Raw genomic sequence first — 26683 nt, forward strand, 5'->3', positions numbered from 1 at the left:
TTTGTATAAATGGGGATGTAACAAATCATTCTGGATTAACAATTAAAATACAATATTTATTAAGAACCCGCTCTCATTGCGTATATTGAATAATAATAGACCTACCAATGTATCTGCCGTGTTAAATATAACCCTACTGTTTTGCATAATACTCAGTACAGTTTTGAATAAACAACGTTTAAAATGAATAAATAGAGGGTTTTATTCATCTTCTAGTCAAAAAGCATTTTTAAATCGGTGAAAAACATGATGTGAGTCACAGAATGAATAAGTGTTATGACTAAAATAGCCGCCATCAGTACGTTTTTATAAATGACTGTTTAAAACGAAAAGCTTGTTTAAAACCAATATTTGTTTAAAAAAACAGAGACCTTACACAAATGGAAAATAATAACAAGAAAATGGCGCATATAAGGCGGACAACGCATTTAATGATGCCGGCGCACCGTAGTTATTTTAACTTTTCCTATTTCCATTTCAGATAAAATCCTTCCTGCGATGGCATCCATTTTTATTGGATAGTCATTGTCTATGCACAATTTTTAACAGAAGCGAAAAGTGCTCACTGCCTTTGCGTGATGTTAATTATTGTCTGCGTTCTCCGAAGATTCAAACACTCAGTTTTATTTTCACGCCTATTAGATTGTTGCTATTAATCAATCAATATCGGCAAAGTGTTTTTGAACCTTCCAGCAGAAACATAGCTATCCCGTAAAAAGCAATGTCTCCTTTGTCGTTCATGTTAAATGACATAGGGAATACTATGCCTAAAATTCAGCCATAGTATTTCGCAGACTAGCAAATCATATATTAATGAATTCAATTTCATTGATACGGACTGCTATACATAAAATTTAATAAAAATTAACGTCAACAAACTAACAAATAATGTGGGCGTAATAGCCTCTTAAAATAAACGAGAATTTATAATGAAAAAATTAAATATCGCGGCGAGTACATCAGCTATCGCTTGCTTTGAATCACAGCGAGAAGTCGTGGATGTTTTACATACGGACTTTACAGATGTTGCCGCCGTTGTACTTTCTGTTCATGACATTAATAATGGTGTGATTGATAGTATCCATTCATTAGGCCTTGAGATTCCAATTTTTGCAGCGGTTTGCTGTGAAGAAGAATTAAATACCGATGTATTACCGTCTTTAAACGGGGTATTTGAACTGTGCGGCGACAATACTGATTTTTACGGTAAACAGCTAGAATCAGCCGCTGAAAAATATGAAAAAGAGTTACTGCCACCCTTCTTTAGTACATTAAAAAAATATGTCGAAATGGGGAATTCAACCTTTGCTTGTCCAGGGCATCAAGGCGGTCAATTCTTCCGTAAACACCCGGCTGGTCGTCAGTTCTTTGACTTCTACGGTGAAACTATTTTCCGCTCTGATATGTGTAATGCTGACGTCAAATTAGGTGATTTGCTCATTCATGAAGGTGCTCCTTGTGATGCTCAAAAACATGCAGCGAAAGTATTTAATGCTGATAAAACCTATTTCGTACTGAACGGAACATCTGCTTCAAATAAAGTGGCAACTAATGCCCTATTAGCCCGTGGCGATCTGGTACTGTTTGACCGTAATAATCACAAATCCAATCACCATGGCGCATTGATTCAGGCTGGGGCAACGCCAGTTTATCTGGAAACGGCCCGCAACCCGTTTGGCTTTATTGGTGGGATTGATGCGCACTGCTTTGAAGAAAAATACCTGCGTGAACAAATACGTAGCGTCGCGCCTGACCGTGCTCAGGAAGCGCGTCCATTCCGTTTGGCGATTATCCAACTGGGTACTTACGACGGTACAATTTATAACGCACGCCAGGTCGTGGATAAAATCGGCCACCTTTGTGACTATATTCTGTTTGACTCAGCATGGGTGGGTTACGAGCAATTTATTCCAATGATGAAAGATTGTTCCCCCCTATTGCTTGAACTAAATGAGAACGATCCGGGCATTATCGTGACGCAATCAGTACATAAGCAACAAGCGGGTTTTTCACAAACATCACAAATTCATAAAAAAGATAAACATATTAAAGGTCAGGATCGTTACTGTAATCACAAACGCTTTAATAACGCCTTTATGCTGCATGCATCCACCAGCCCATTCTATCCATTATTTGCAGCATTAGATGTTAATGCGAAAATGCATGAAGGAAAAAGTGGCCAACGCATGTGGCTCGATTGTGTTAAGACCGGTATTGAAGCCCGTAAAATGCTCCTAAATACCTGTAATATGATTAAGCCATTTGTTCCGGTAGAGGTTGATGGTAAACCATGGCAAGAATATGACACTGAAGCCATGGCCCAAGACCTACGCTTCTTTAATTTTATTCCTGGTGAAAAATGGCATGCTTTCGAGGGCTATGAAGAGTCACAATATTTTGTTGACCCATGTAAACTGTTATTAACCACACCAGGTATTGATACCAACACAGGTGAATATACAGCATCTGGGATTCCAGCAACCATTCTGGCTAATTTCCTACGTGAGAATGGAATTGTACCAGAGAAGTGCGATCTTAATTCCATTCTGTTCTTATTAACGCCAGCAGAAGACTTGGCGAAAATGCAACATTTAGTGGCGCAAATTGCTCGCTTTGAACGTTTCATTGAAGAAGATGCTTTGTTAAGCGATGTATTACCGACAGTTTATCGTAATAACGAAACTCGTTATAAAGGTTATACCATCGGTAAACTATGTCAGGAAATGCATGACCTTTATGTCAGTTATGACGTTAAGCAATTACAAAAAGAAATGTTCCGTAAACAGTATTTCCCTAAAGTCATGATGAATCCTCAGGATGCCAATATTGAATTCGTCCGTGGTCATGCTGAATTAGTGCCACTGTGTAAAGCCGAGGGGAGAATTGCCGCTGAGGGTGCACTTCCTTACCCACCAGGAGTTTTGTGTGTTGTCCCTGGTGAAGTATGGGGAGGTGCCGCTCAACGTTATTTCCTGGCACTCGAAGAGAGTATTAATTTATTGCCAGGCTTTGCACCTGAATTACAAGGTGTTTATTTACAAGTCGATGAAGACGGATGGAACCGTGCATACGGCTATATGATGAAATAATCAATAGAACAAAATAACTTCCTCCCTGTTATTTAGAAATACAGTTGGGCAACAAACCACGCTGTAATTTAAATAATCGCGGGAATTGACAACACCAACCTTAGCTCAAACCTGCGGGGATAAATTATTCCCGCAGTCTCTGAAATTAAAAAAGAGATAATAAAAATGAGTAAAACAAATAATAAGATGGGAGTAGTACAGTTAACTATTCTGACTGCCGTCAATATGATGGGGTCAGGCATAATTATGCTGCCGACCAAACTCGCCGAAGTCGGGACGATTTCTATCGTTTCTTGGTTAGTCACCGCAGTGGGTTCCATGGCACTGGCTTATGCTTTCGCCCAATGCGGTATGTTCAGCCGTAAATCAGGCGGAATGGGAGGTTATGCTGAGTATGCTTTCGGCAAATCTGGCAATTTTATGGCTAACTATACCTATGGTGCATCACTGTTAATCGCCAACATCGCCATTGCCATTTCGGCTGTTGGCTACGGAACAGAATTACTGGGGGCAACCTTAACACCTCTGGGAATTTGTATTGCCACCATCGGCGTACTGTGGCTAGCAACAGTAGCTAACTTCGGCGGTGCACGTATCACCGGGCAAATCAGTAGTGTCACTATCTGGGGGGTTATCATCCCGGTAGTGGGTATTTCCATTATTGGCTGGTTCTGGTTTAGCGGCTCCGCGTATGCCGCAGCATGGAACCCGCACGGTGTGCCAACCTTTGAAGCTATTGGCTCTTCCATTTCCATGACACTGTGGGCTTTCTTGGGTCTGGAATCTGCTTGTGCTAACACCGACGCCGTAGAAAACCCTGAACGTAATGTTCCGATAGCTGTGTTGGGCGGGACTTTAGGTGCAGCCGTTATCTATATTATTTCAACCAATGTGATTGCCGGTATCGTGCCAAATATGGATTTGGCTAACTCTACAGCACCATTTGGTCTGGCATTTGCTTATATGTTCACCCCCGCCGTCGGTAAAATCATCATGGCTTTGATGATCATGTCTTGCGTGGGTTCATTACTTGGTTGGCAGTTCACTATTGCTCAAGTCTTTAAATCTTCTGCTGACGAAGGCTTCTTCCCGAAAATTTTCTCCAAAGTCAGCAAGGCCGATGCACCGATTAAAGGGATGCTGACCATTGTTATCATCCAGAGCGTGCTATCTCTGATGACTATTAGCCCATCACTGAATAAGCAGTTCAACGTACTGGTTAATTTGGCGGTAGTCACCAATATCATCCCTTACATTCTGTCGATGGCCGCACTGGTCATTATCCAGAAAACAGCCAATGTTGCGCCAGCCAAAGCCCGGAAAGCCAATATCATTGCCTTTATCGGTGCGATGTACAGCTTCTATGCTCTGTACAGCTCAGGTCAGGAAGCCATGACTTGGGGCGCGATTGTGACCTTCCTTGGTTGGACACTGTATGGTCTGGTTTCACCACGCTTTGAATTTGCAGCAAAAGTGAAGTAAGTAAAATAGTCATAATTTAATCAGAACAGGTGCCAGCAGATAAAAAAGACAGGATGCAATATGGAATTCCGGTAATAATGTTCCGAACCGCTACCCCCGGACTGGAATAAGATTATGTCGGACAGCCTTTGGCACCTCTATCTGCTGCGCACCACCACTGGCATGCTGTACACCGGTATTACGACAGATGTCACTCGCCGGTTAACGCAGCATCAGACCGGGAAAGGCGCAAAAGCACTGCGAGGCAAAGGTGAGCTAGCGCTGGTATATCATTGTGAGGCAGGGGATCGTTCGACTGCGTTGAAACTGGAATATCGGGTAAAGCAGCTCACTAAGCAGCAAAAAGAAAAGCTGGTGGTGAGCCAGCCTTCGTCGTTGAAAACATTACTTCTAGATAAAGAATGAGCGATTAAAACCGGTTAAACGGCTCAGAAAATACCACTTCACCATGAGCATCGGTCAATGCATCTTCTGCCAGCGCGTAAACCTGAAAAGCCTCTTCAGTACCAGGCCAGCGGCAAGTCAATTGATGACGAGCGGCAGGAACAAAGCCAAAGCGCTGATAATAGGAAGGTTCACCTAGCACCACAACGGCGGCATAGCCAAATTCGTTGAGAGAATCTAACCCTTCATACACCAGTTTCTCAGCCAAGCCTTGCCGACGCAGACTCTCTTCCACGGCCAGCGGAGCTAGGGCGACCCATTGACGATCTTCCCCCCCGACATCAACCGGGCTGAATGCCGCATAGCCCACAACGCCGCCTTCATCATCGGTTGCCACAATGCCCAGTGTCAGTAAGCCATCCTCGCGCAATTGCTGCACCAAATCAGCTTCATCATCTCGCTGGAATGCCTGGCGCAATAGTGCGTCGATCCCCGGTGCATCCACCGGAATTTCGACCCGGATCAGCACGATGCTAATGTACGGGAAGCACTGGCCGTACCCTCTTGCTGACCCGCTTCGACAAATTCAGCTAACTGCTGCAAACCCACTCTTAATAGAGTCGGCATAGATTCCAATTCAATGGCATCCATCAGGTTTTTCACATACAGGCCCAATTCGGTATCCCCCTCAATTCGTAACCGGCGCTGGAAAAATAGCGTATCCGGATCTTCTTTACGGGCAGCGATCAAAATCAGATCGTTAGCATCACCACTAAAGCTAACATCAGCTTCAGCCTGTTGGCTTACCACCAGCCTACCGTTTTCTACTGTCATAAACCATTGCAATGCGAGGTCACGCACTTCAATTTTTAACCAGCGAGACTCCAGAAACTCCAGATCGCCATCCAGCAATGCTTGCCGGAATTGCCAACCCAGAACTTGTTCCAGTACCTGACGTTGCAAGGCAAATGGGGTCAGTTTTAATGGACCCCGCAGCAGCGCCGGTCCTTGACGCACGAGGCGTGCACGTAGTTGTTCCAACACAGGCGATGTCTCCTTTTAATAAAAAGTGATGCCGAATAGAAGTATTTTGCCACATTGGTGAAATAGGAAAGCGGGTTATATCAATAAATTTTGCATCAGCTCTTTGCTAAATAGCGGAAGAAAGCCATCAATGCGAAAGAAACTGCCTTAAATCAAGGTCAGTTTCTGGCTGGTTGACTAAAATCGCCACTCGATAAAATACGAATATCATCTTCGGATGGGGAAAATTCTATGGAGCTGCTTTGCCCTGCCGGCAATTTACCCGCATTAAAGGCTGCAATCGATAATGGTGCTGACGCGGTTTATATCGGCTTGAAAGATGATACTAATGCCCGCCATTTTGCCGGACTTAACTTCACCGATAAAAAGCTACAGGAAGCGGTCAATTATGTTCACAACCGCAAACGTAAATTACATATCGCCATTAATACTTTCGCCCACCCGGACGGCTATTCCCGCTGGCAGCGAGCTGTAGATATGGCGGCACAACTGGGAGCCGATGCTCTAATTCTGGCAGATTTGGCGATGCTGGAATATGCCGCCGAGCGTTACCCAGAAGTCGAACGCCATGTCTCGGTGCAAGCATCCGCCACCAATGATGAAGCCATCCGCTTCTATCAGCGCCACTTTGATGTGGCACGAGTGGTTTTACCGCGAGTGCTCTCCATGCATCAGGTAAAACAACTGTCACGCACCAGCCCAGTTCCATTGGAGGTTTTTGCCTTCGGTAGTTTATGTATTATGGCTGAAGGCCGTTGTTATCTTTCATCTTATTTAACCGGCGAATCCCCCAATACGGTCGGCGCTTGTTCACCCGCACGCTTTGTGCGCTGGCAACAAACCCCGCAAGGGATGGAGTCACGCCTCAATGAGGTGCTGATAGACCGCTATGAAGATAACGAAAATGCGGGTTATCCGACACTATGCAAAGGGCGCTATCTGGTAGATGGCCAGCGCTATCATGCACTGGAGGAGCCAACCAGTTTGAACACATTAGCGCTGTTACCTGAATTATTTGCTGCCAATATCGCCTCGGTAAAAATTGAAGGCCGTCAGCGCAGCCCTGCTTATGTCAGTCAGGTGGCTAAAGTCTGGCGACAGGCGATTGACCGCTATCAGGCCAACCCAGCGCAATTTTCCGCCAAAGCGGAATGGATGGAACAACTGGGCGCAATGTCCGAAGGTACCCAAACAACCCTGGGTGCTTATCATCGTAAGTGGCAGTAGCCGGAGGAAACATGAAGTACGCCTTAGGCGCAGTTCTCTATTACTGGCCAAAAACCGATATTGAAGCTTTTTATCAGGCCGCAGCCTCCAGCAGCGCCGACATCATTTATCTGGGTGAGAATGTGTGTACCAAGCGCCGCGAGATGAAGGTCGGCGACTGGTTAGCCCTTGCCAAAGAAGTTGCCGCTAGCGGGAAACAAGTGGTGATTTCCACTCTGGCACTGCTACAAGCGCCATCAGAACTAAATGAACTCAAGCGCTATGTAGAAAATGGGGAATTCTTGCTGGAAGCGAACGACTTGGGCGCAGTGAATATGGCAGCTGAACGCAGTTTGCCATTTGTTGCGGGCCATGCATTGAATTGCTACAACGCCTATACCCTGCGGATTTTACATCGTCAGGGCATGATGCGTTGGTGTATGCCGGTTGAACTCTCCCGTGACTGGCTGGCGAATGTGCTGCAACAGTGTGAAGAGCTGGGGTTCCGCAACCAGTTTGAAGTCGAAGTGATGAGCTACGGTCATTTACCGCTGGCGTATTCTGCTCGCTGTTTCACTGCACGTTCAGAAGATCGGGCCAAAGATGAATGCGAAACCTGCTGCATTAAGTACCCGCAAGGGCGTCCAGTGCTATCACAGGAAGACCAACAAGTGTTCATCCTCAACGGCATTCAGACCCAAAGTGGCTACTGCTATAATCTCGGTAACGACCTGATTTCTATGCAAGGATTGGTGGATATCGTCCGTCTTTCGCCACAAAGTATCGAGACGTTAGACATGATTGATCAATTCCGCGCAAATGAGTTGGGAATGAACCCGCTGACGTTGGCGGATAAAACCGATTGCAATGGTTACTGGCGGCGGCTTGCCGGATTAGAGTTAGTTTCCTAGCATGTCACCGGGCGCAGTATCTCGCCCGGTATTTCATTATTTAAACGCCGATTTCCGCCGGATCAGTGCGCGCAATTTCACGCGATTGCGTAATATTCCAACGCTAATGCCAATCAGAGTATAAATCGCACCTAATAATAGCAACATCAGCACATCACCAACCACATCGCGCAGGGGGAGTCCCATCTGATTGACTCCGGCGATAGCCTTGGTCGCCCAAGTTGAGGGCAGCATTGAAGAGATGGCTCGCACCCACCCCGGCATGGCTTGGAGCGGCCAAATGGTGCCAGAAATATAAAAAATTGGCATGGTGACAAACGAAAGCGTCAAATAGATCATTTCGACACTGCGCAGACACTCGGTCACCAGCTTACCCAGCCCCAACACCGCCAGCAAGAATGGAAAAGTCAGTAGCAACACTTCAGGAATCGATGCCGTTTGGCGGTAACCCAGTACCCACGGCCACAGCACAAACAACACAATCGACAAAAATAACCAAATAGGCAGCAGTGCAGAAAGCCCCCCCAAATAAACCGGAATGGAAGGTTTCCCTGAAGGTGCGCTCTTCATGGCAATACTGACGCGCACACAGGCAATCAATAATGAGTGCTGTAGCAGCATGACTAACAAACCAGGGAAAATAATGGCGGCGAAACTGATACCGGGATTGAACACATCTAGTGTCTGTCCACGAATCGGGGTCAACAACACCTCAGCCTGACGCGGAGTAAAACCACTGCGTAATAATAAGCCGCTATTATATTCATTCAGCAGTTGTTGATAAGCCGTCACCACATCTTGCTGGATTTGCCCATTTGCCAAACGGTTAGTGGCATCACCGTAGACCGGGATCACAATGCTTTCGCCATTGAGGATCTTTTTCTCCAGATCCGTCGGCATTATGATCACCGCAAATAATTTACGCCACGCGAGATCTCGCTGGGCATCCGGCAAATTGTCATAAATTTTGATAGAAATTTTTGAGGTGGCATCCAACTGACGAATCAATTGGCGGCTGGCGGTACTGTGGTCTTGATCAACCACAGCAACCGGAAGATCCCACACCGTGTGATTGGCATAGACCATGCTCATCACGCAAAGTGAAACCAACAGCATCAACCACATGGGCTTTTCCAGCATCCCCATCAGCACCCGACTGAATGTCTGCCAATAGCTTTTTAGACTGCTATTCATCAGACAGTCTCCTGCTTTTGTAGCCGAATCAGTAAGCGATTACGCACCAACAGGGAGGTCACTAGCGGATAAATCAACAAGATAGCGCAGACACTGAAAATAGCACTGGCCGGTACTTGGCGCAGGAACACATCGAACATAGCGTAAAGCGCATGGGTCAGTGGTTCGATATTGGAAATAATGCGCGCAGGCAGAGGCATCGACAGTTCCGGCACCGCCATGCCCGAAAAAGTTAACGCGATACTCACGATGATCCCAATCAGGCTGTAGGCCGTGATGGCGCTGCTGGTGAAGGTGAAAAGCAATACACCAATACTTTGGGCTGCCATAACGTAAAAGAACCCAATCAGCGGCATAAAGAGTGGATTGCCACTGACTCTGGCCCCAAAGAACCCCACCAACATGGCAATTTCTACCATCAGTAACGTGGTAAAAAACAGGGTATAAGGTGCCAACTTGCCTAACAGGGCCAAACTAAAAGGCTTGGCGGTCAGCAGTGCCTTACTGCGCGCCAAAACATAGATCATCCACGTGATAACGAATAACTGCAATAAATGGATTGTAGCGGCAAACTGCTGATAATAAATATAACTGCCGCTGGCGTTAAACAAGCTGCCATAAGAGAGCGTCACATTGGCCAGTGGCGGCAAAGTCTTCCCCATTTCACCGGCAATAATCGTACGGAAAGTACTATTGGCCTCCGTCATCAACCCACTGAAATCTTGTGTCGCGTATAAACCAGCCCCATAAAACAGCGCATTGTAATACAGCACAATGCTGGGTTGGCGGCCTGCCAAAGCATCCGCTTCGAAGTCTGTTGGAATATAAAGTAAAGCATAATCCTGCGCACTACGCAGACGGCGCAATGCTTCATCTAACCCGCCTTCATAGGCCACGACTTGTGCATGAGAGCCCGCATCCAGTTTGCGAATTAATGACTTTGAGAGTGGCGAATGATCGTTATCAACCACTGAAACCGGCAAATCCAACAAAGTCCCTTCGGAAAAATTACTACTGATTAAGATAAACAGCAGTAATGGGAAGCACCAACTGAGCCAGTGAAACACCGGACTGCGAAATGCCGAACGCGTTTCCTGGCCAAAATAGCGACTAAAACAGCGCCAACCAGCCCGCATTCTGTCGATAGTTTTACCTCTGACCTTTTCCACTTACTCTTTCCACTGCCAGAGTGCACTCATCCCTGGGCGTAGCCCTTCAACAGGTTGAGCAGGATAAAGACGAACCTCAAAGGTTTTCAGGTCAAAATCGCCAGTAGCGCGTGTCGCACGTTTGGTAGCATAGTCACCTAAGGGGGCGATATAGCGCACTTCAGCTGTGATGTCTTTCTCTTTCAGTGCCGGAACCCGCACAGTCACTTTATCGCCTTTACGCACATCTGCCAGAATATCTTCGCGCAGGTTAAAGACAAAATAAGCCTGCGGCAGGCGAATTAATGTGAGTAAGGGGCTGGAAGCATTAAGCAATTCTCCCACTTCTGCCGGAATAGGGCCAACTTCACCGGCGACCGGAGCACGCACCTGCAAATCATCAGTTTGCGCTTTCAATTGCACTAAATCTTGCTCGGCCTGACGAACAGCCGCGGCATATTTATCACGTAACTCCGAACGATCGCCATGCAGGCCTTCATCCAAATTGGCCTGAGCAGCTTGAACTTGCTGATAGGCAGTCTCTTTAGCACGGCGTGAATCTTCCAACTCGGAGGCTGAAATAAACCCTTTTGCTGCTACACTGTTGTTGCGGTTATAGGTATGAAGTGCGTTTTCATATTCGGCCTGCGCCTGTGCCAAATTGGCCCTTAAATTACGAATACTCTCTTCCCGCGTCCCATGTAGCGACTCATCTAGCTGCGCCTGCGCCTGATCACGAGCTGCTTCTAAGCCTGCTAATTGCGCCATCAGCTCTGGGCTTTCTAGCGTAATCAACAATTGCCCTGCTTTGACGTCATCACCCCGTTCCACATGGCGTTCGATTACCCGCCCTTTCGCTTTAGACGACACAATCACTTCCGGTGCATCCACTTCACCTTGTAAGAGTAAATCTTGATTATGAGCACGGAACAGTACCGCCATGGCAATGACCACCACGACTAACAACAGGGTAAATAACGTTTTCTTCTTCATGGGTTCAGTAGTCCTTTAATCGCCGCATTTATTACCTCTTCAGCATGGATCATTTAGATTATGCTGCAACAGGTAATAGCCTCGCATTTTATGCCATTTTTTGTGAGTGCATAAATGCGGTTATTACTGAATATAGCGTTAAAAATATGTTTGTAAATTAATGCGTTCGCCCTTCAAGCGACTCGACATGAGGTAAAGATGGACGATTCAATGACCGATAATAAGCCAGTGCCACTTTCTGTTCTCGATTTATCCCCAATCGCTCAGGGAAAAACTCCGCGAGATGCGTTTCATGCTTCGCTGGATCTGGCTCAACATGCTGAAAAATGGGGATATCACCGCTACTGGCTGGCTGAACACCACAATATGACAGGGATTGCCAGCGCCGCAACCTCTGTATTGATTGGGTATATTGCTGGTGGTACCCGCAGTATTCGCGTTGGCTCCGGTGGGGTGATGCTGCCTAACCATTCACCACTGGTGATTGCCGAGCAGTTTGGCACCCTCGCCTCACTCTATCCTGATCGTATCGATCTGGGGCTTGGTCGGGCACCCGGCAGTGATCAACGCACCATGATGGCACTTCGCCGTCATCTATCAGGAGAGATCGATAATTTCCCAGCCGATGTCCGTGAGTTACAAAGCTATTTTGCAGAAACTCAACCTGGACAAGCGGTGCAAGCTGTTCCCGGCCAAGGCTTACATGTCCCCCTGTGGCTTTTGGGTTCCAGCCTGTATAGCGCGCAACTGGCTGCTGCTATGGGGCTGCCTTTTGCTTTTGCCTCGCATTTTGCGCCGGATATGTTATTGCAGGCACTCAAGTTATACCGGGAAAACTTTAAGCCCTCCGCCCAGTGGCCTAAACCTTATGCCATCGTCTGCGTAAATGTCGTGGCGGCAGACAGCGAACGTGATGCTCGCTTCCTGTTTACCTCTATGCAGCAACAATTTGTTAGTTTGCGTCGCGGTACACCGGGCCAACTTCCGCCACCGGTCGAAAATATGGAACATATTTGCTCTCCAGCCGAGCAGTTTGGTGTTGATCAGGCGTTGCGCTTATCCATCATTGGAGACAAAAGCAAAGTCCGACACGGACTTCAATCATTATTACGGGAAACTCAAGCGGATGAACTCATGGTGAACGGCCAAATTTTTGACCATCAAGCACGTTTGTATTCATTTGAGATAATTGCCAGTTTGCAGCAAGACCTGCAACCGATTGAGCGTCTGTAACCTAATTAATAAGCTCACTACCACCGGCATAAAAAACCAGCCCTCGGGCTGGTTTTTTTCAGTGACCATAATAACTACACATACGTTTTTCATATGTTTTGTTTAATTTAAGAGCCCATTGAATTTCTTTGAAAAAAATGAGTAACAATATAAACACCATTACTTTATAAAAAATAAAACGTGTTAAATACCATAAACTCCATTTTGAGTTTCAATATCATTTTCAATTTTAGCGAACCTTATTATAAATAATAAAGTCGATAACAGGAATGAATCATAGTAAAACTGATAATGGCTATTAAGGTTTATATTTGATACTCACTTGGGGTACTCTGCTGTGTGCGATAACACCTCATCACTTACTAAGAAAATACCTCTCTACAAGGAAAGCCTTATGGGTGCTGACTTAGTTAGTCAGACTCAACTTCCGCTTCAGCATCCTTTTGGGTAAAGATAGCGATATTCTTTGCCCTTATCGTATCGCATTGATCTACAGAGATAGTCCCTTTATCTTTTCTCTGCTGATATTCTTTATACGTAGGATCCCAAATCCAGTTATTTTTAAAATACTCACCTTCCGCTAACTTTGCACAAAGGTCTTCATTACTGAGTGATGTTGCCGGTGTTGAACATGCAGTGAGAATAAAAGAGAAAAGAGGGATGACTATATAAGCTTTCATTTTAGTGTTCCTTGTGACAAATAACTATTTTTCTATTTCAAAACAATTCTAGCACAATCGAATAAAATATCTTTATTTCAATGAAAATATATGTAAATTAATTGGTAATTGTGGAGAAATTATGATGCTCCATAATATGCAAATATTATATTTGATTAAATTAAAAAGATATAAGCTGCATTTTTTTTATCGTTATTATTAATTAAGAATTAACATCATAAATTCTATCCTAATTAATTGAGTCACTAATACATAGGCTTACTCTATTGTTGGACGATCTGCGTTATGTTTCACCCCCATAAAAAAACCAGCCCGAAGGCTGGTTTTTCTGTTTAATCACCAGAGATGATTAAGACTTATGCATCACCAAAACGACGACGTGCTGGCGCAGCAGGTGTTGCTGCATCATCACGACGTGGTGCTGATGAACGCTGAGCATCACGTGGTGGGCGACGTTCGCCACCACCGGCTGGGGCACGATCGCTACCGAATGAACGACGAGGAGGAGCACCAGCACCATCACGACGTTCGCCGCCGAATGAACGGCCACCGCCACGACGCTCACCACCGTTACCGCCAGCTGGACGCTCACGGCGTTCATGTGGCTGTGCATCACCCAACAGCTGCATGTTCAGCGGCTTATTCAGGATACGGGTGCGGGTGAAGTGAGATAACATTTCGCCCGGCATGCCTTTTGGCAGTTCGATAGTTGAGTGGGAAGCAAACAGCTTGATGTTACCGATGTAACGGCTGCTGATATCACCTTCGTTAGCAATAGCACCAACGATATGACGAACTTCAACACCATCATCACGGCCCACTTCAATGCGGTACAGTTCCATCTCGCCGACATCACGACGCTCGCGACGCGCTGGACGATCGCCACCATCACGACTGTCAGAACGGTTGTCACGGCGGCTATCACCACGATCACGGCCACGGTCGTTACCACGGTCATCGCGAGAATTGAATTCACGCTGTGGACGACGTGGCGCTTCTGGTGGCAGGATCAAAGGACGTTCGCCCTGTGCCATTTTCAGCAATGCCGCAGCCAGAGTTTCAATATCAAACTCTTCTTCTGGTTGCAGTTTAGTCAGCAACGCACGGTACATATCCAAATCACTGCTTTCCAGTTGTTGGCTAACTTTAGCAGCAAACTTAGCTAAACGACGTTCGCTCAGCAGCTGTGCATTTGGCAGCTCAACTTCAGGAATGGTCAGCTTCATAGTACGTTCAATGTTCTGCAACAGACGGCGTTCACGGTTCTCAACGAACAGTAACGCACGGCCAGCACGACCTGCACGACCAGTACGGCCAATACGGTGAACGTAAGACTCTGAATCCATAGGGATATCATAGTTTACTACTAGGCTGATACGTTCAACGTCCAAACCACGTGCGGCAACGTCAGTTGCAATCAGGATATCCAAACGGCCATCTTTCAGACGTTCCAGAGTCTGCTCACGCAGCGCTTGGTTCATGTCGCCGTTCAGTGCAGCGCTGCTATAACCGCTACGCTCCAAGGTTTCAGCAACTTCCAGAGTGGCGTTTTTAGTCCGCACGAAGATGATAGCGGCATCAAAATCTTCCGCTTCCAGGAAACGTACCAGCGCTTCGTTTTTACGATAGCCACCGCCCACTTTCCAATAGACTTGGCTAATATCAGGACGAGTTGTCACGCTAGACTGAATACGTACTTCCTGTGGCTCTTTCATAAAGCGACGGGTAATACGGCGAATAGCTTCTGGCATAGTTGCAGAGAACAAGGCGGTCTGATGTTCAGCCGGGATCTGCGCCAGAATGTTTTCAACGTCTTCGATAAAGCCCATGCGCAGCATTTCATCTGCTTCGTCCAATACTAAACCTTTCAGGTTGGACAAATTAAGAGTACCGCGTTTCAGGTGGTCTAACAGACGACCTGGGGTGCCAACAACAACTTGTGGCCCCTGGCGCAAAGCGCGTAATTGAACGTCATAACGCTGGCCACCGTAAAGGGCCACAACGTTAACGCCTTTAATATCTTTAGAGAAGCTCGTTAATGCTTCAGCAACCTGAATCGCCAACTCACGGGTTGGAGCCAGTACCAGCACCTGCGGTGCTTTCAGTTCTGGGTCGATGTTGTGCAACAGCGGAAGCCCGAATGCAGCAGTTTTGCCGCTACCGGTTTGCGCCATACCAAGAACATCGCGACCGTTCAACAGGTGTGGAATACATTCCAATTGAATTGGAGATGGTTTTTCATAACCCAAAGTAGTCAGGGCAGAAAGAATAGGAGCAGACAGCCCCAAATCAGCGAAAGAGGTTTCAAGCTCAGTAGTCATGTACACGTGCCTCATTAATAATGGCAGCCAGTCTACATAACTCGTCGAGAAAATTTTCAGTCATTTTCATTGAAAAGTGTGAACCGGCTCAAATTAGATTATAAAACGAACAAAAAGGCCATCACCCGTTAAGGTGATAAACTTTGGTAAAAACCAAGGTATATCAGGCTGATAGTTGTTCGTCAGCTATTGCTGGTCCGATTCCGATAGGTCGTCTTGTTCTTGGCCCAAAAGCGCCAATTCCAACAATGCATAGCGGTGCTCAACAAAGTTATGAACGTTGTTAGCTACCGTCAGTTTGAACAGCGCCGAAGCGGTGTCCTTGTCCCCCAGACTTAGGTAATGCTTACCTAAATAGAAGTCAGTTTCACTGAGATGCTCAGCGAGCGAAGTGTTATCCGTTGCATCTGCCTTGAGCCTTTCCATCAGCGTTTTTTCGCTGATCGTGCCCAGGTAGAATTCGACAATATTCCATCCCCATTGCCCTCTGTCCGATTTTTCATAGCGCTGTTGTAGCGCTACTGCAGCTGTCTTAGGATCGATTTCTCTTTCCACCAGATACAGCCATAACGAACGGAAGGGATCATTTGGATCGTCTTGATAAAACGCCTGCAGATCATCCTGCGCCAACGGGAGTCGACCGCCATAATACAGAGCGATACCCCGGTTTAAACGCGCGTAATTGTAAGTTGGATCAAGCTCTAGTACAGAATCAAACGCTTCATAGGCAGCATCAAAATTGCCTGCCTGCGTTAAATAAATGCCCAGATAGTTGAAAACTTCTGGCATATCAGGACGAATAGCTAACGCTTGCGAAAAATCATTTCGCGCTAGTGCCCGTAGCCCGAGGCTATCATACAGCACTCCGCGCTCATATAAAAGCTGTGCGCGCTCATCATCCGTAAGTGCCCGACTTGCAAGGATTTGTTCCATGCGCGCCAGAATCACTTCCTGCTGCAACGTAGGTTGCAACGGGATTGCCAATACCTCGTCTTTACGCCAATCATGGTTGCTGCATCCTGCCAGCATGAGTGCTGTCACAACGTAACACCAGCGCAAGAAAGGCTTCATTTCCTACTCCCGAAGACAAACATTGGATAAATATCCTTTCATCCATTTGTTTAATACAAGAGCATCCTGCCCTCGAGATAACACTGCTCCTCACGAGTGAGTAAGGAGCAGTGAAATACTAAATTACTCTGCTGCTTCTGGTGCCGGTGCTTCTGCGTCAGGAGTAGTAGCTTCTTTGATGCTCAGGCGGATACGGCCCTGACGATCAACTTCCATTACTTTCACTGGCACTTCTTGGCCCATTTGCAGATAGTCAGTCACTTTCTCTACGCGCTTGTCAGCGATTTGAGAAATATGAACCAGACCTTCTTTACCACCGCCGATAGCAACAAATGCACCGAAATCAACGATACGAGTCACTTTACCCGCATAGATACGGCCCACTTCGATTTCAGCAGTAATTTCTTCGATACGACGGATAGCATGTTTTGCTTTGTCACCGTCAGTTGCTGCAATCTTAATGGTGCCATCATCTTCGATTTCAATAGTGGTGCCCGTTTCATCAGTCAGCGCACGAATCACAGAACCACCTTTACCGATCACATCCTTGATTTTCTCAGGATTGATTTTCATGGTGTAGATACGTGGAGCAAACTCAGAGATATCGCCACGAGGTGTGCTGATAGCCTGTTCCATAACACCCAGAATGTGCAGACGCGCACCCTTAGCTTGGTTCAGAGCCACCTGCATGATTTCGCGGGTGATACCTTCAATTTTAATGTCCATTTGCAGTGCGGTGATACCGTCACGGCTACCGGCCACTTTAAAGTCCATGTCGCCCAAGTGATCTTCGTCACCCAGAATGTCAGACAGAACAACAAAGTTTTCTTCGTCTTTAACCAGACCCATTGCGATACCCGCAACAGCGGCTTTAATTGGCACACCTGCGTCCATCAGGGCCAAAGAAGCACCACAAACAGAAGCCATTGAGGAAGAACCGTTAGACTCGGTGATTTCAGAAACCACACGTACAGTATAAGGGAACTCGCTCGGGCTTGGCATCACTGCCATCACACCGCGTTTCGCCAGACGACCATGGCCAATCTCACGACGCTTCGGTGAGCCAACCATACCTGTTTCACCAACAGAATATGGAGGGAAATTATAGTGTAGCAGGAATGAGTCAGTACGCTCACCCATCAGCTCATCAATATTTTGCGCATCACGTGCAGTACCCAATGTTGCGGTAACCAATGCCTGAGTTTCACCACGGGTGAACAACGCAGAACCATGGGTACGTGGCAAGACACCAGTACGCACGTCCAGACCACGGATCATGTCTTTTTCGCGGCCATCGATACGTGGTTCGCCACGTAATACACGGCTACGAACTACATCTTTCTCAACGTTGCCCAGGATATCCTGAATTTCCGCAGCATCTAACGTATCGTCTTGCGCTAAAAGTGTGTCAGTAACGTCAGCTTTGATAGCGTCAATTTGTTCGTAACGTTCTTGTTTCTCAGTGATGCGATATGCGTCACCCAGACGATCCGCAGCCAATACAGCAACACGCGCATGCAGCTCTTCGTTAACAACTTCTGGCTGCCAATCCCACTTAGGTTTGCCTGCTTGCGCAACCAGTGCATTGATGTTTTCAATCACAACTTGCTGTTGTTCGTGGCCGAAGACAACCGCGCCCAACATTTGATCTTCAGACAAGATGTCTGCTTCAGATTCAACCATCAATACCGCAGCAGCAGTACCGGCAACAACCAAGTCCAGACGGCTTTCTTTCAGCTCGTCAGTAGTTGGGTTCAGTACATACTGGTCGTTGATGAAACCAACGCGAGCAGCACCAATTGGGCCATTGAATGGAATACCTGACAGGCTCAGTGCCGCAGATGCACCAATCAGAGCCACGATGTCTGGGTTAACTTGTGGGTTAACGGAAACAACGGTTGCGATAACCTGAACTTCATTCAGGAAACTGTCTGGGAACAGTGGGCGAATTGGACGGTCAATCAGACGAGAAGTCAGTGTTTCGCCTTCACTTGGGCGGCCTTCACGACGGAAGAAGCTGCCTGGAATACGACCAGCAGCATAAGTACGCTCCTGATAGTTAACAGTCAGAGGGAAAAAGCTCTGGCCTGGTTTCGCTTTCTTTTGGCCAACAACAGTAACGAATACTGCGGTGTCATCCATGCTTACCATTACAGCAGCAGTTGCCTGGCGAGCCATCATGCCGGTTTCAATAGTGACGGTATGTTGGCCGTACTGGAATTTACGAATAATCGGAGTCAGCAAAGTAGTATCCTTATACTATGTGCGGTGCCGGATCGTATTGACGATCTCATCCACCTATTACTATTACCTTCACACTGCATCCTCGCGACTAATGACAATCCTTAACTCTGATTGAGTTAAAGTCTCTCATTAGCCGCGCGAACCTCTGCACCGGAAGATCCTATTTTATAAAAATGTAAAACAACAACAATAATATACTAGCGTATTTTATCATTGCTTCTTAGAAAAAAGGGGCCAATTTGGCCCCTTTCTCCCGAAACTCGCAGACTTAGCGACGCAGACCCAGACGTTCGATCAGGGAAGTATAACGTGCTACATCTTCACGCTTCAGGTAGTCCAGCAGCTTACGACGCGTGGATACCATACGCAGCAGACCACGACGACTGTGGTGATCTTTTTTGTGCTCGGAGAAGTGACCTTGCAAATGGTTAATTTGAGCAGTCAACAGAGCAACCTGAACTTCGCTTGAACCGGTGTCATTGGCACCGCGACCGAAGTCAGCAACGATTTTAGCTTTCGCTTCAACACTTAGAGACATGATACAACTCCAAATATATAGATAAATTAAGACAGGCGCCGATCTCTAATTCAGCAACCCAATATGTAAGCCGCACTATTCTACTCTTTGAGCCGTGGGATCGCAAGATAGGCCGCTTGGACTTACTCCGCGTATTCCACTACCAAACGCTTCGGCGCGACTCGACCATCTTCTGCAATCGTGCCAATACCAATGAAATTACGCTCTTCGCCTTCAGTGATACGGACCATGCCTTCACTTGGTGCACCAGAAACATGCACTGGCTGCCCTTGTTTTACATAGGCAGCAACAGTCGGTAACAAGTTGACTTCAGGGAAGTTTAAGACGGCACTGTCCATCGGCAGTAGCAATAAATCCAGTTCAGGATTAGGTGAGCGCTCTTCTGCCTGCGCTTTTTCCACGATCGCCGCCAACTGCTCTAAAGTCACCATCCGGTCACTTGGATAAGTGGCAACTTGCAACCGACGCAGATAACTCACATGGGCACCACAACCTAACAATTCACCCAAATCATCGATGATGGTGCGAATGTAAGTCCCTTTAGAGCAATGGATTTCCAGCTCAAGATCATTGCCTTCCCAGCGGATAAACAGCAGTTCGTAAACGGTAATACTGCGGGCTTCACGTTCTACTTCAATCCCCTGACGAGCGTACTCATACAGTGGCTTGCCCTGATGCTTCAGTGCAGAATACATCGACGGCACTTGTTGAGTGTCGCCACGGAAACTGTCTAGAGCAGCATCCATCTGAGCCTGAGTCACGTTGACTTCCCGCTCGCTGATTAACGCACCTTCGGCATCCGAAGTATCAGTACGTTGCCCTAAACGCGCCACAACCCGATAACGTTTATCTGAATCGAGCAAAAATTGGGAAAATTTGGTCGCTTCACCCAGACAGATAGGCAACATACCGGTCGCCAATGGATCGAGTGCACCGGTATGGCCTGCGCGGTTAGCGCTAAAGAGACGTTTCACTTTCTGTAAAACATCATTAGAGGAGAGGCCCAGCGGCTTATCCAATAACAGAACGCCGTTAATGTCACGGCCGCGACGACGTGGACGCCCCATTACTTCTCCTCGTCGCTACCTGAATTAACCTGACGCTCTACATCATTTTTGATGACGTTAGTCACCAAGTTAGACATCCGCATCCCTTCAATCAAAGAGTTGTCATAAGCGAAAGTCAGTTCTGGCACGATACGCAGACGCATCGCTTTACCCAGCAGAGTGCGGATATAGCCGGAGGCATCTTGCAGTGCTTTAATGCCGTTTTTGACTGTATCCGGATCAGCTTTATCCGTTAACACGTTCAAGAAGGTCACAAAGACTTTAGCGTAAGCCAAATCACGAGATAACTCGATGCCGGACACAGTAGCCATGCCAACACGAGGGTCTTTGATTTCACGCTGTAGGATAAGTGCGATCTCTTTCTGCATTTCCTGTGAAACACGCTGAGAACGGCTGAATTCTTTTGCCATTTGGATTCTCCAGACAATTTGGGGGGCCAAGGCCCCCCAAATGGATATAAGCAAATCAGAGGTGGTTAAGCGATGGTACGTTTGATTTCGATAATTTCGAAGACTTCGATCACATCACCAGCACGGACGTCATTGTAGTTCTTAACGCCGATACCACATTCCATACCATTACGGACTTCGTTAACGTCATCTTTGAAGCGGCGCAGAGATTCCAGCTCGCCTTCATAGATAACCACGTTGTCACGCAGAACACGGATTGGATTGTTACGCTTAATCACACCTTCAGTAACCATACAACCAGCAATGGCACCAAATTTCGGTGATTTAAACACATCACGAACTTCAGCCAGACCAATGATTTGTTGTTTGTACTCAGGTGCCAGCATACCACTCATTGCCTGTTTAACTTCGTCGATCAGGCTATAAATCACTGAGTAGTAACGCAGATCCAAGCCTTCGGTTTCAACGACGCGACGCGCTGAAGCGTCAGCACGAACGTTAAAGCCAAGGATGATTGCACCAGAAGCCGCAGCCAGCGTTGCGTCAGTTTCGGTGATACCACCGACGCCTGAACCCACAATACGGACTTTCACTTCATCGGTAGACAGTTTTTCCAGTGAATCACAGATGGCTTCACAAGAACCTTGAACATCTGACTTGATAACGATGTTCAGTTCAGAAACTTCACCTTCGGTCATGTTAGCAAACATGTTTTCCAGTTTAGATTTCTGCTGACGAGCCAGCTTAACTTCACGGAATTTACCCTGACGATACAGTGCAACTTCACGCGCTTTTTTCTCGTCACGAACAACGGTAACTTCATCACCCGCAGCCGGAACACTGGACAGGCCCAGAATTTCAACTGGAATAGACGGACCCGCAGACGTGATATCACGACCCAGCTCGTCACGCATCGCACGCACACGGCCATACTCAAAGCCACACAGTACGATATCGCCTTTGTTCAGTGTACCTTGTTGAACCAGCACTGTAGCAACAGGGCCACGGCCTTTATCCAAGAAGGATTCGATAACTACACCACTTGCCATGCCAGTACGAACAGCTTTCAGCTCCAGTACTTCAGCTTGCAGCAAGATGGCGTTCAGCAATTCATCAATACCGATACCGGCTTTCGCTGATACGTTGATGAACTGAGACTCACCGCCCCACTCTTCTGGCTGGATACCGTACTGAGACAGTTCGGTTTTAACGCGGTCTGGATCAGCTTCTGGCTTATCGATTTTGTTCACAGCAACCACAACCGGCACATTCGCGGCTTTAGCATGCTGAATAGCTTCGATAGTCTGTGGCATCACGCCATCGTCGGCTGCAACAACCAGCACCACGATATCAGTCGCTTGAGCACCGCGAGCACGCATTGAAGTAAATGCGGCGTGTCCTGGGGTATCCAGGAAGGTGATCATGCCGTTTTCAGTTTCAACGTGATAAGCACCGATATGCTGAGTAATACCACCGGCTTCACCTGACGCCACTTTCGTGGAGCGGATGTAATCAAGCAGAGAGGTTTTACCGTGGTCAACGTGGCCCATGATGGTCACAACTGGAGCGCGATGCTCTGCTGCGGCTTCAGCGCCAGTATCACGGTCACTCATCAGTGCTTCTTCCAGTTCGTTTTCACGACGTAGAATCACTTTGTGGCCCATCTCTTCAGCAACCAGCTGTGCTGTTTCCTGATCGATAACCTGGTTAATGGTTGCCATTGCGCCCAGTTTCATCATCGCTTTGATGACCTGAGAGCCTTTAACAGCCATTTTGTTTGCCAATTCAGCCACAGTTACCGTTTCGCCAATAACAACATCACGGTTAACGGCTACAACAGGCTTGTTGAAGCTCTGTTGCAAGGTGCTTGGTTTACGTTTGCCTTTACGGCCAACTGCACGTGCTTCTTCGCGATCAGCTTTAGACTCAGAAAGTTTATTACCTTTCTTCTGCTTAGTTGCTTTACCACCACGAGTACGGCTACGGCGATCACCTTCAACTTTGGCGTCGTTTTCATCTTCCGCGGCGCGCGCATGTTGTGAAGTGGTTACATGGTAATCAGCTGATTCAGTCTGCTCAGTCACAGGCTCTGGCCATTTACCTTCGTTTTCGGCTGCCATTTTACGGGCTTCCTCAGCAACGCGTTTCGCGTCTTCCTCGACCTTACGGCGCGTTTCTTCTTCTACTGAGCGTTTCAGCTCGGCAGCTTCCGCTTCACGGCGTGCTTTATCGGTCTGAGCTGGCTTGGTTTTTTCGTCGGTTTGTTGATTCGTCACTTTTTCTTTTTCCGCTGCTTGGCGTTTAGCTTTTTCAGCGGCCTCACGTTTGGCTTGTTCTTCGGCCGCACGTTTAGCTTTTTCTTCAGCGATTTTCTGCGCTGCTGCTTCCGCTTCACGTTGTGCCTGCTCTTCCGCTTCACGCTGTGCCTGCTCTTCCGCTTTCGCTTGTTCAGCTTCCGGCGTATTTACATAAGTGCGTTTCTTGCGGACCTCTATTTGCACCGATTTACTTTTTCCGCCGGTGCTCGGAATATTCAAGGTGCTACGCGTTTTGCGTTGCAGCGTGAGTTTATTAGGCGCACTACCGTGTTCACGGTTTAAGTGTGCCAGCAATGTTTCTTTTTCTTGCTGGGTAACTGAGTCTACGTCAGACTTCTTGATCCCTGCATCAGCAAATTGCTGTACCAGGCGATCAACTGGGGTCTGAATCTCAGCTGCCAGCGATTTTACGGTTACATCTGTCATGCTGTTCCTTCCTGCTACAGTTTATTACGCGTTATCGCCAAACCAACAGATATTACGTGCGGCCATAATCAGCTCGCCGGCTTGCTCATCACTAAGCCCTTCAATATCTGCCAGATCGTCGATACCCTGCTCGGCAAGATCTTCCAGCGTACACACACCGCGCGCAGCTAATTTGAATGCCATGCTACGTTCCAGACCCGCTAAATTCAGCAGATCATCAGCGGGTTTTTGGTCGCCAAGACTTTCTTCTTGTGCCAGGGCCAGCGTGGTCAATGCAGCTTTGGCGCGGTCACGCAGCGCTTCAACCGTATCTTCGTCAAGACCATCGATTTCCAGAAGTTCTTTCATTGGCACATAAGCCAATTCTTCTAGAGAAGAGAAACCTTCCTCTACCAGAACGGTGGCAAAGTCCTCATCGATATCAAGATATTTGGTGAAGGTATCAATAGCGGCATGAGCCTCGGCCTGATGCTTCGCCTGAAGATCGTCCGCCGTCATTACGTTCAGTTCCCAGCCACTTAGCTGTGCAGCTAAACGCACATTCTGGCCATTACGGCCGATTGCCTGTGCCAGGTTACTGGCTTCAACGGCAACATCCATCGTGTGTTTGTCTTCATCAACCACAATTGACGCAACATCAGCTGGCGCCATGGCATTAATAACAAACTGGGCTGGATTATCATCCCACAATACAATATCAATGCGCTCGCCGCCAAGTTCGCTGGAGACAGCTTGAACACGGGCACCACGCATACCAACACAAGCACCGACTGGGTCAATACGTTTGTCGTTGGTTTTAACCGCAATTTTAGCACGCGAACCCGGGTCACGAGCAGCTGCTTTAATTTCGATCAATTCTTCGCCAATTTCTGGCACTTCAATGCGGAACAGTTCAACCAGCATTTCAGGGCGCGAACGGCTGACGAACAACTGAGCGCCGCGAGCTTCTGGGCGCACGTCATACAGAACACCACGGATACGGTCGCCTGGACGGAAGTTTTCACGCGGCAGCATGTCTTCACGACCAATAACGGCTTCAGCATTATTCCCCAGATCCAGTGCAATACTGTCACGGTTAACTTTTTTCACTGTCCCGGTCACAATCTCGCCCAAGTATTGGCGGAACTGTTCAACAACCATAGCGCGTTCAGCTTCACGTACTTTTTGTACGATAACTTGCTTGGCCGTTTGAGTTGTTATGCGGTCAAAAGTGACAGATTCAATTTGGTCTTCAACATAATCGCCTAACTGAAGCGAAGGGTCTTCAAACTGAGCTGCTTCTAATGTGATTTCACGTGTTGGCATCGTGACTTCGTCAACAGCGACCCAGCGACGGAAAGTGTCGAAATCACCTGTTTTACGGTCAATGCTGACGCGAACTTCAATTTCTTGTTCGTATTTTTTCTTGGTCGCTGTCGCTAGAGCGGTTTCCAACGCCTCAAAAATCTTCTCGCGCGGAAGGGATTTCTCATTGGAAACTGCTTCTACAACAGCCAGAATCTCTTTGTTCATCCTAGTTGCCTCATCCAAACTTTAAAAGTGGGGTACCAGGTTCGCTTTCTGGATGTTGCTCAGCGCGAACACTTCATCTTTTCCATCCACAGTAACCGTGATCATTTCACCATCAACGGCTTTGATAATGCCCTGCCATTTACGGCGGTTCTGCATCGCCATACGCAAAACCAAAGTGACTTCTTCACCAAGGTAACGAGTATAGTGTTCAGCAGTGAACATTGGGCGATCAAGGCCCGGAGAGGAAACTTCTAAGTTGTAAGCGACCGTAATCGGATCTTCTACGTCCAATACAGCGCTGACCTGGTGGCTGACATCAGCACAAGCATCAACAGTGATTCCGTCGTCACTATCAATATAGATTCGTAGCGTCGATTGGCGCCCCCGGATGAATTCGATGCCGACTAATTCATAGCCTAAGGCCTCAACCGGTGCTGAAATTATCTCTGTTAACTTTTGTTCTAATGTGGACAAGCCCACCCCCAAGACATAAAAAAAGGGCCTAATAGCCCAGTGATTCTGCTGTCAAATAACAAAAAACCCCGAAATTCGGGGCTTTATGCAACTGGACCCTGTTTGCCGCAAAGCGGCTTCGGTACAACTTTCTGACAAGTATTTTTTTCAAATTGAAATCGAAAGTATCTGAGGTCTACCGAATACAACATTTGAAAAAAAACACTTTAGGAAAGTGGTTGCGGGGGCCGGATTTGAACCGACGACCTTCGGGTTATGAGCCCGACGAGCTACCAGGCTGCTCCACCCCGCGTCCGAAAACGTGGCAAATATTACGTTGATAACGACAAAAAAGCAAGTTATCTATCTGACTTGGTACCGAGGACGGGACTTGAACCCGTAAGCCCAATCGGGCACTACCACCTCAAGGTAGCGTGTCTACCAATTCCACCACCCCGGCACTGATTTAACTGGTTGTATTTACTATTTAAGTCACTACAACCACTTTAAAGCTTTCTTTCTATTTCTTACAACTTCTTTTGAAACATTACTGCGGGATATCACTACTCGGCGTAGTCGGAGCAACAGGTGCTGTAGTCTGCTCAGTTTTTGCAGGCTGACCCAGATTTTCCCATTCACTACCTTTATTGCCCTGGTTGGTGCTCATGTTGCCCAGAATCAAGCTAACGACGAAAAACAGCGTCGCCAATACAGCCGTCATGCGAGTCATGAAGTTACCGGAACCATTCGAACCGAACAGAGTTGCAGAAGCACCTGCTCCGAATGAGGCTCCCATATCCGCGCCTTTGCCTTGCTGTAACATGATCAGAGCAACCAGCCCAATCGAAATCAGCAAGAAAATCACCAGAAGAGCTTCGTACATAGTTGTACCTGTATCCTTGCGGGTTCACCGCATGCCAAATGCTTCTCACCCATCAAGCGGGGACTTATTCACCCAC

At 47.2% G+C, this 26683-nt stretch carries 24 protein-coding genes and 2 tRNA genes; 7 read left to right on the forward strand and 19 right to left on the reverse strand.

Translation table 11 applies throughout. The annotated features are described in order from the left end of the window. Nucleotides 1–401: 401 nt before the first annotated feature. From speFL to HUZ92_RS16765, 4 genes are all read left to right on the forward strand, one after another. A complete protein-coding gene (gene speFL, locus HUZ92_RS16750; protein WP_390900123.1) occupies nucleotides 402–485 on the forward strand; it encodes a leader peptide SpeFL in 84 nt (27 codons plus the stop codon). Between the two features lie 444 nt (nucleotides 486–929). Next, entirely contained in the window at nucleotides 930–3089 is a 2160-nt protein-coding gene (speF, locus tag HUZ92_RS16755) for an ornithine decarboxylase SpeF (protein ID WP_050099874.1), read from the forward strand. A gap of 165 nt (nucleotides 3090–3254) precedes the next feature. Next, nucleotides 3255–4571, forward strand: a complete 1317-nt coding sequence (potE, locus tag HUZ92_RS16760; RefSeq protein ID WP_050099873.1) for a putrescine-ornithine antiporter — start codon at nucleotides 3255–3257, stop codon at nucleotides 4569–4571. A gap of 114 nt (nucleotides 4572–4685) precedes the next feature. Then, the gene (locus HUZ92_RS16765; RefSeq protein WP_050099871.1) at nucleotides 4686–4976 is read left to right on the forward strand and encodes a GIY-YIG nuclease family protein; all 291 of its coding nucleotides are present in this window, start codon (nucleotides 4686–4688) and stop codon (nucleotides 4974–4976) included. A gap of 4 nt (nucleotides 4977–4980) precedes the next feature. Here the strand turns inward: HUZ92_RS16765 and HUZ92_RS16770 are convergent, their stop codons facing one another. Both HUZ92_RS16770 and ubiT read right to left on the reverse strand, forming a co-directional pair. Next, nucleotides 4981–5484 carry a GNAT family N-acetyltransferase gene (locus HUZ92_RS16770; RefSeq protein WP_050099869.1) on the reverse strand — a complete coding sequence of 168 codons (504 nt, stop codon included), beginning with the start codon at nucleotides 5482–5484 and terminating at the stop codon, nucleotides 4981–4983. Continuing rightward, on the reverse strand, nucleotides 5478–5999 hold the full coding sequence (ubiT, locus tag HUZ92_RS16775) for a ubiquinone anaerobic biosynthesis accessory factor UbiT (protein WP_050099867.1): 522 nt from the start codon (nucleotides 5997–5999) through the stop codon (nucleotides 5478–5480). The genes HUZ92_RS16770 and ubiT overlap by 7 nt, the downstream gene beginning before the upstream one ends. Nucleotides 6000–6230: 231 nt before the next feature. On the opposite strand from ubiT, the gene ubiU reads away from it, so the two are divergent. After that, nucleotides 6231–7226: a ubiquinone anaerobic biosynthesis protein UbiU gene (gene ubiU, locus HUZ92_RS16780; protein WP_050099865.1), complete on the forward strand. Its 996-nt coding sequence runs from the start codon at nucleotides 6231–6233 to the stop codon at nucleotides 7224–7226. A gap of 11 nt (nucleotides 7227–7237) precedes the next feature. Then, nucleotides 7238–8116, forward strand: a complete 879-nt coding sequence (locus HUZ92_RS16785; RefSeq protein WP_128451314.1) for a U32 family peptidase — start codon at nucleotides 7238–7240, stop codon at nucleotides 8114–8116. 36 nt (nucleotides 8117–8152) lie between these two features. Here the strand turns inward: HUZ92_RS16785 and HUZ92_RS16790 are convergent, their stop codons facing one another. Genes HUZ92_RS16790 through HUZ92_RS16800 form a run of 3 tightly spaced genes read right to left on the reverse strand, consistent with a single transcriptional unit; the run spans nucleotide 8153 to nucleotide 11451 of the window. Further along, nucleotides 8153–9310, reverse strand: a complete 1158-nt coding sequence (locus HUZ92_RS16790; RefSeq protein WP_145580082.1) for an ABC transporter permease — start codon at nucleotides 9308–9310, stop codon at nucleotides 8153–8155. After that, nucleotides 9310–10446, reverse strand: a complete 1137-nt coding sequence (locus HUZ92_RS16795; protein ID WP_050295960.1) for an ABC transporter permease — start codon at nucleotides 10444–10446, stop codon at nucleotides 9310–9312. Before HUZ92_RS16795 ends, HUZ92_RS16790 begins: the two co-directional genes overlap by 1 nt. Before the next feature lie 33 nt (nucleotides 10447–10479). Then, nucleotides 10480–11451 (reverse strand): HlyD family secretion protein, encoded by a 972-nt coding sequence (locus HUZ92_RS16800; protein WP_050099862.1) that lies wholly within the window; start codon nucleotides 11449–11451, stop codon nucleotides 10480–10482. Nucleotides 11452–11649: 198 nt separating this feature from the next. Between HUZ92_RS16800 and HUZ92_RS16805 the strand changes: the two genes are divergently transcribed. Continuing rightward, nucleotides 11650–12684 (forward strand): luciferase-like monooxygenase, encoded by a 1035-nt coding sequence (locus HUZ92_RS16805; RefSeq protein WP_128451313.1) that lies wholly within the window; start codon nucleotides 11650–11652, stop codon nucleotides 12682–12684. Nucleotides 12685–13094: 410 nt separating this feature from the next. Here the strand turns inward: HUZ92_RS16805 and HUZ92_RS16810 are convergent, their stop codons facing one another. The 14 genes from HUZ92_RS16810 to secG form a co-directional block, all read right to left on the reverse strand. After that, entirely contained in the window at nucleotides 13095–13364 is a 270-nt protein-coding gene (locus HUZ92_RS16810; protein WP_050099861.1) for a hypothetical protein, read from the reverse strand. Nucleotides 13365–13720: 356 nt separating this feature from the next. After that, the gene (locus HUZ92_RS16815; RefSeq protein WP_050295927.1) at nucleotides 13721–15685 is read right to left on the reverse strand and encodes a DEAD/DEAH family ATP-dependent RNA helicase; all 1965 of its coding nucleotides are present in this window, start codon (nucleotides 15683–15685) and stop codon (nucleotides 13721–13723) included. Then, nucleotides 15675–15755, reverse strand: a complete 81-nt coding sequence (gene yrbN, locus HUZ92_RS21050; RefSeq protein ID WP_096335046.1) for a protein YrbN — start codon at nucleotides 15753–15755, stop codon at nucleotides 15675–15677. The genes HUZ92_RS16815 and yrbN overlap by 11 nt, the downstream gene beginning before the upstream one ends. A gap of 116 nt (nucleotides 15756–15871) precedes the next feature. Further along, nucleotides 15872–16756 carry a lipoprotein NlpI gene (gene nlpI / locus HUZ92_RS16825; RefSeq protein ID WP_005156264.1) on the reverse strand — a complete coding sequence of 295 codons (885 nt, stop codon included), beginning with the start codon at nucleotides 16754–16756 and terminating at the stop codon, nucleotides 15872–15874. Between the two features lie 123 nt (nucleotides 16757–16879). Then, nucleotides 16880–19000: a polyribonucleotide nucleotidyltransferase gene (gene pnp, locus HUZ92_RS16830; protein WP_050099858.1), complete on the reverse strand. Its 2121-nt coding sequence runs from the start codon at nucleotides 18998–19000 to the stop codon at nucleotides 16880–16882. Between the two features lie 268 nt (nucleotides 19001–19268). After that, nucleotides 19269–19538 (reverse strand): 30S ribosomal protein S15, encoded by a 270-nt coding sequence (gene rpsO / locus HUZ92_RS16835; RefSeq protein WP_050099857.1) that lies wholly within the window; start codon nucleotides 19536–19538, stop codon nucleotides 19269–19271. Between the two features lie 122 nt (nucleotides 19539–19660). Then, nucleotides 19661–20605, reverse strand: coding sequence for a tRNA pseudouridine(55) synthase TruB (gene truB / locus HUZ92_RS16840; protein WP_145580083.1), 945 nt, complete (start codon nucleotides 20603–20605; stop codon nucleotides 19661–19663). Next, a complete protein-coding gene (gene rbfA / locus HUZ92_RS16845) occupies nucleotides 20605–21015 on the reverse strand; it encodes a 30S ribosome-binding factor RbfA (protein WP_145580084.1) in 411 nt (136 codons plus the stop codon). Before rbfA ends, truB begins: the two co-directional genes overlap by 1 nt. A 65-nt stretch (nucleotides 21016–21080) precedes the next feature. Continuing rightward, nucleotides 21081–23759: a translation initiation factor IF-2 gene (gene infB / locus HUZ92_RS16850; protein ID WP_050099853.1), complete on the reverse strand. Its 2679-nt coding sequence runs from the start codon at nucleotides 23757–23759 to the stop codon at nucleotides 21081–21083. A gap of 24 nt (nucleotides 23760–23783) precedes the next feature. After that, nucleotides 23784–25271, reverse strand: a complete 1488-nt coding sequence (gene nusA / locus HUZ92_RS16855) for a transcription termination factor NusA (RefSeq protein WP_050099851.1) — start codon at nucleotides 25269–25271, stop codon at nucleotides 23784–23786. A 21-nt stretch (nucleotides 25272–25292) separates the two neighbouring features. Continuing rightward, nucleotides 25293–25745 carry a ribosome maturation factor RimP gene (gene rimP, locus HUZ92_RS16860; RefSeq protein ID WP_002222054.1) on the reverse strand — a complete coding sequence of 151 codons (453 nt, stop codon included), beginning with the start codon at nucleotides 25743–25745 and terminating at the stop codon, nucleotides 25293–25295. 215 nt (nucleotides 25746–25960) lie between these two features. After that, nucleotides 25961–26037 (reverse strand) — tRNA-Met (locus HUZ92_RS16865). Nucleotides 26038–26097: 60 nt separating this feature from the next. Beyond that, nucleotides 26098–26184, reverse strand: a tRNA-Leu gene (locus HUZ92_RS16870). Nucleotides 26185–26271: 87 nt separating this feature from the next. Next, the gene (gene secG, locus HUZ92_RS16875) at nucleotides 26272–26607 is read right to left on the reverse strand and encodes a preprotein translocase subunit SecG (protein WP_145580085.1); all 336 of its coding nucleotides are present in this window, start codon (nucleotides 26605–26607) and stop codon (nucleotides 26272–26274) included. Nucleotides 26608–26683 lie beyond the last annotated feature (76 nt).

It is taken from the genome of Yersinia vastinensis (assembly GCF_902726565.1).
Lineage (GTDB): Bacteria > Pseudomonadota > Gammaproteobacteria > Enterobacterales > Enterobacteriaceae > Yersinia > Yersinia vastinensis.